The 5,332-nt window shown below is 73.9% G+C and carries 6 protein-coding genes; 2 read left to right on the top strand and 4 right to left on the bottom strand.

Features of this window, described 5'->3' with window-relative positions:
• From AC1DUQ_RS16975 to dacB, 3 genes are all read right to left on the bottom strand, one after another.
• A partial coding sequence (locus AC1DUQ_RS16975; protein ID WP_477074189.1) for a PP-loop family protein occupies positions 1-306 on the bottom strand: 306 nt, incomplete at its 3' end.
• Positions 303-1,355 (bottom strand): zinc-dependent metalloprotease, encoded by a 1,053-nt coding sequence (locus tag AC1DUQ_RS16970; protein ID WP_477059928.1) that lies wholly within the window; start codon positions 1,353-1,355, stop codon positions 303-305. The genes AC1DUQ_RS16970 and AC1DUQ_RS16975, both read right to left, overlap by 4 nt.
• A 9-nt stretch (positions 1,356-1,364) precedes the next feature.
• Positions 1,365-2,777, bottom strand: a complete 1,413-nt coding sequence (gene dacB / locus AC1DUQ_RS16965; RefSeq protein ID WP_477074190.1) for a D-alanyl-D-alanine carboxypeptidase/D-alanyl-D-alanine endopeptidase — start codon at positions 2,775-2,777, stop codon at positions 1,365-1,367.
• Positions 2,778-2,942: 165 nt separating this feature from the next.
• On the opposite strand from dacB, the gene AC1DUQ_RS16960 reads away from it, so the two are divergent.
• Both AC1DUQ_RS16960 and AC1DUQ_RS16955 read left to right on the top strand, forming a co-directional pair.
• The gene (locus AC1DUQ_RS16960; protein ID WP_056085756.1) at positions 2,943-3,440 is read left to right on the top strand and encodes an inorganic diphosphatase; all 498 of its coding nucleotides are present in this window, start codon (positions 2,943-2,945) and stop codon (positions 3,438-3,440) included.
• Between the two features lie 396 nt (positions 3,441-3,836).
• The gene (locus AC1DUQ_RS16955; RefSeq protein ID WP_477074188.1) at positions 3,837-4,652 is read left to right on the top strand and encodes a hypothetical protein; all 816 of its coding nucleotides are present in this window, start codon (positions 3,837-3,839) and stop codon (positions 4,650-4,652) included.
• 134 nt (positions 4,653-4,786) lie between these two features.
• On the opposite strand, the gene AC1DUQ_RS16950 is transcribed toward AC1DUQ_RS16955, so the two are convergent.
• A partial coding sequence (locus AC1DUQ_RS16950; protein ID WP_477074187.1) for a C40 family peptidase occupies positions 4,787-5,332 on the bottom strand: 546 nt, incomplete at its 5' end.

Here is a 5,332-nt window from a genome sequence, read left to right as displayed (position 1 = left end):
CGCCTCGCCCGGGCCGTCCACCGCGACGCGGACCACGACGGCCTCGAGCCCGAGCCCGCGGCACGCCTGCGCCGCCTCGTCGGCCACCCGCGCCGAGCCGTCCTGGAGCCCGTGGTCGACGACGACGGCCTGAGCCCGCCACGTCGTCGTGGAACGCCCCGCGACGAACGCGACGCCCGCCGCGAGCGCGAGCGAGTCCGGACCGCCGGRGCACGCGACGAGCACGAGCGCGTCGGGCGGCAGGTCGGCGACCGAGGCGACGACCGCCGACCGCACCGCGGCGACCTCGCGGGCGGGACCTTTCACCCGTGCACCCGTCTCACCCACGCGCGCGGGTCCGAGATCTCCTGCGGGCGCGGCAGGCGCTCCGCCGACGTCCAGATCGCGTTCAGCCCGTCGATCCCGACGTCCTTGCGCACCGCCCGGACGAACGCGGCCCCGTCGCGGTACTGCGCCAGCTTGGTGTCGAGGCCGAGCAGCCGGCGCAGCACGCGGTCGACGCCGCGGGCCTTGGCCGCCTCGTCGCGCCGGGCCTCGAACGCCTTGCGGATCTTGCGCACGCTTGGCACCACCCGCGGGCCGACCTCGTCCATCGCGACGTCCGCGTGCCCCTCGAGCAGGGCCATCACCGCGCCGACCTCCTCGAACACCTCGCGCTGGTGGGCGGACAGCAGGTCGAGCACCCCGACGCCGTCGTCGGCACCGCCGGTCACCGCCCGTGCGACGGCCTGGAGCAGCTCGCCGACGCGCGGGACCAGGGACTTGTCCCCCGCCAGGTCGGTCATCAGCTCGGCCGCCCGGCTGCGCAGGTGCTCCGCGAGCCACGGCGCCGCGGCGAACTGCAGCGCGTGGGTCTGCTCGTGCAGGGCCACCCAGAGCCGGAAGTCGGACGGGTCCACCTTGAGCCGGCGCTCGTGGTGCAGCACGTTCGGCGCGACCAGGAGCAGCCGGCCGCGGCCGTCGCGGGAGGTGAACGGGTCGAACTGGCCAAGCACCTTGCCGGACAGGAGCGCCAGCACACCGCCGACCTGCAGCGCAGCGGCCGAGCGCGCGGCCGACGACGGCGTCGTGGCAGCGAGCGGACCGGTCATCGCGGCGAACACCTCGGCGTTGGCCAGGGCCCAGCGCGGACGGTCCACGACGAGCACCGTCGACACCTGCTCCGGCGGGGTCCCGTCCGCCGCCGAGAGGCCCGTGATCGCGCTCGCGTGCGCGGCCGCGCGGCCGGCGGCGTCGCGCAGCTCGTCGACCAGCGCGGTCAGCTCCGCGCGGTCCGCCGCGGGTCCCGGCGCGGCCAGCCGCCCGGCGATGCGGGCGGCGAGCTCCCAGTCGACCGGGCCTTCGGTGGTGTCCACCGGGTCAAACTAACCGCAGCCGCACCCGGACAACGCGGTGACGAACGAGTCGATCGCCGCGCGCGGCCCCCACTGGCCGCCGTCGGGCGTCGCGTCGGCCATGACGACGAACACCAGCTGACGTCCGTCGGCGTCGAGCGCCGTCCCCGCCAGCGACGTGACGTGCGGGAGGCTGCCGGTCTTAGCGCGCACCAGCCCGCGGGCCGGCGACTGGGTGTAGCGGTCGCTCAGGGTGCCGGTGAGCCCGGCGATCGGCATGCCCGTGGCCACGTCCCGCAGCACGCCGTGCGCGGGGTCGGTGGCCAGCCGCAGCAGGCCGACGAGCAGGTCCGGCGGGAGCACCGACCCGGCTCCGAGGCCCGACGCGTCGGAGAGGCTGGCGCCCGTGGTGTCGACGCCGGCGACGGAGACCGCGTGCAGGACGGCGGTGGTGCCGCCCTCGAAGCTGGCGGGCAGGCCCGCGTCGATGGCGACGAGCCGGGAGACGAGCTCGGTGATCGTGTTGTCGGAGGTGTCGAGGAAGTGGTGCACGATCCCGTCCAGCGGCGCCGAGTGCACGACGCCGAGCTCGCGGGCGTTCCCCGGCGTCTCCGACCGGCGCGGCGTGCCGTCGACCGTGATCCCCACCTCGGCCAGTCGCTGCGCGAACGTCTTGGCCGCGGCCAGCGACGGGTCCGGGTAGCGGGGCGGGTACTCACCGGGCGTGATCTTGGCGGTGTCGACCGCCAGCGGGGTGACGGGCGCGACGAAGCCCGCGGCGATGTCCGCCGGGTTCCACGTGGGGCTCAGCGTCGGACCGGAGAACAGGGAGTCGTCGAACCCGAGGCTGACCGTGGTCGCGCCCTCGAGCTGCAGCGCCTTGGCCACCTGGGCGGCAAGGTCGGCCAGCCCGGCGTGCCCCTCGACCGCCGCCGGGTCGCCTGCACCGGCGGCGAGCATCATGTCCCCGCCGCCGACGAGCACGATGCTGTTGCCCGGGCCGCGCACGACCCTCGTCGGCAAGGTCACGTCCGGCCCGAGGGTGCYCAGCGCCGCGACGGCCGTCACCAGCTTGGCCGTCGACGCCGGCGTGCGACCGGCGTCCGCCAGGTGCGCGCCGAGGACGTCCCCGGTCAGCTGGTCCACGACGACCACCCCGACGCTCGCGCCCATCCGCGGGTCCTTGACGAGCCGGTCGACCAGCGCCTGCACGTTCGCCGCCACCGGCACGGGCGCCTGCGGGTCCAGGTCCGCGAGCGCGGAGCCGGTCTCGGCCGGCTCGACCGCGCCCGGGGCGGTGGGGAACGGCAGGGGTTCCGGCGGCGGGTCCTCGAGGGTGACCATGCCCGGGACCACGTCGTACGCGTCCGCCGTCACGTACGCGCCGCAGGCCAGCAGCAGGACGAGGAAGCCCGTGCCGACGACTCTCGCCGCTGTGGTCATCGTCACCCCGCCCCGCTCGCTCCCCGGTGGGACGCCCCGTCCCGCGGTGCGTCAGGATACTGTCCGAGACAAGGGCGCCCCTGACACTCCGGCGCGCCGCACGACGAGTGTCGCGCGACCGCTGGTCCCATCACGGGGGCGGACGTGGGGATGAGGAGAGCTGCTGTGGAGTTCGACGTCACGATCGAGATCCCGAAGGGTCAGCGCAACAAGTACGAGGTGGACCACGCCACGGGGCGCATCCGCCTCGACCGGATGCTGTTCACCTCGACCCGGTACCCCGACGACTACGGCTTCATCGAGGGCACGCTCGGCGAGGACGGCGACCCGCTCGACGCCCTGGTGCTGCTCGAGGAGCCGACGTTCCCCGGCTGCCTGATCCGCGCCCGCGCGCTCGGCATGTTCCGCATGCGCGACGAGGCCGGCGGCGACGACAAGGTCCTGTGCGTGCCGACGGGCGACCAGCGTGCCGCCTGGCGGCAGGACATCGACGACGTGTCCGACTTCCACCGGCTCGAGATCCAGCACTTCTTCGAGGTCTACAAGGACCTGGAGCCGGGCAAGAGCGTCGAGGGCGCCCACTGGGTAGGCCGGTCGGAGGCGGAGGCGGAGATCGAGCGCAGCCGCCAGCGCGCCATCGACACCAACTACTACAGCCACTGACTCTGCTCCCGCTCCCCCGCAACGTCCGCACTCCTGCAGGTTCCAACGCGCGGGAGTGCGGACGTTGCTGCACTCCCCCTCGTGACGTCCGCACTCGATCGGGGTGAAGCCCTCACGAGTGCGGACATTGTCGAGCCGTCCACCGGATGCAGCGCCCGGTTGTTGCTCCACAGCCTTGGTCGCGGCTCCGCGTCACGCTGCGTCCGCCGACAACCTGGGCGCATGGCATCGGATCGTCAGCCGCGCGTGGAACGCCGCGACCGTGTCGCGGCACACGCTGTGGGCCAGGCCGGCCTCCTCACTCGCCCGCAGATCCGCTCACTCGGAGTCACCGCTGCGCAGCTTGACGCGGAGCTCGCCGCCGGCAGATGGCGATCCGTCGGCAGGAACACCGTCGTGGTCGCGCCTCCGCAGCCGCGCGWCAAGGTCGACTGGTGGTTGGGCGTGCTCGAGTGCGCTCCGCGGGCTGCCACCGGTGCACGCCCCCGAGCCGCCATCGCCGGGCTCACAGCACTGATCGCGGCCGGGCTCTCGGGAATCGCCGACGACGGCCTCGTGCACGTCGCCGCTCCGAAGTCGTCGCACCCGATCCCGCCGCCACCGGGCGTCCGGGTGCACGAGACACGACGCTGGCGCGACGAGGACGTCGTGACTGCGGGAGTGCCACGAGCGAGGCCCGCGATCGCAGCCATCCAGGCGGCCCTGTGGGCGAGGTCGGACCGGGAGGCGGTACTCGTGCTCGTGGCGAGCGTGCAGCAACGACTGACGACGATCGATCCTCTTGTCTCGGCGCTCGAGAGGGTGAAGCGAGACCGGAGGCGCTCACTGCTCCGGAGCGTGCTCCTCGACGTGGCCGGCGGAGCCCACTCCCTGAACGAGCTCGACTTCGCCGCACATTGCCGGGCACGTGGCCTGCCCGAACCCGACCGCCAGGTCGTGGTCTCCTCAGCGCGCGGTCATTCGTACCTCGACGTGCGCTGGCGACGGTGGCGAGTGGTGGTGGAGGTGGACGGGGTCGGTCACCTGCAGCCCGACCAATGGATCGACGACAGCGTCCGGCACAACGAGATCGCGCTCGGGGGCGACACCGTGCTGCGGATCCCCAGTCTCGGCCTCCGCCTCGACCCGCACCGCCATCTTGACGCCGTGGAGCGCGCGCTGCGCCAAGCGGGATGGACCCCAACCCCCTCCCGGGAGGGGCCGACGGTCTGACAACGTCCGCACTCCGACGGCTCCGAGCAGGCAGGAGTGCGGACGTCCCCCGCAGGGAGAGCACGACGTCCGCACTCAGGAGGGCTCCAGCCCCATCGAGTGCGGACGTTGCGGACGAGCGAGAGACGAGGGCGTTACGGGCGGCCGGCGAAGGGCATCGTGTTGCCCCAGCGCATCTTGGTGGTGCGCAGCGGGTCGCCCGGCTTCGAGGCCTCCATGATCTGGCCGCCGCCGGCCCAGATGGCCACGTGGTAGATCGCGTCCGGGTTGGTGGCGTCGGTGGACCAGAAGACGAGATCGCCGGGGCGCAGGTCGTTGTAGCTGATCTTGAGCACCTGCTTGTACTGGTCACGCGTGGTGCGGGCGAGGTTGACCCCCGCGGTGCGCCAGGCGCTCATCGACAGGCCCGAGCAGTCGTAGCCGTCGGGGCCGACGCCGCCCCAGATGTACGGGAGGCCGGTCTTGGTCTGCGCCCAGGCCAGCGCCGCGGCACCGCCGCCCGCCGAGCCGCGCGACGTGCCGGTCCCGAGGCCGTACTTGCCCGGCGCGGGCGCCGGAGCAGGTGCCGGGGTCGTCGTCGCGGGAGGGGTGGTGGTCGCCGGAGGGGTCGTGGTCGCCGGAGGGGTCGTCGTCGCCGGAGGGGTCGTGGTCGCCGGAGGGGTCGTGGTCGCCGGAGGGGT

The organism is Cellulomonas sp. P4_B5_2 (assembly GCF_056402235.1).
This window is presented reverse-complemented; position numbering and strand designations above follow the sequence as displayed.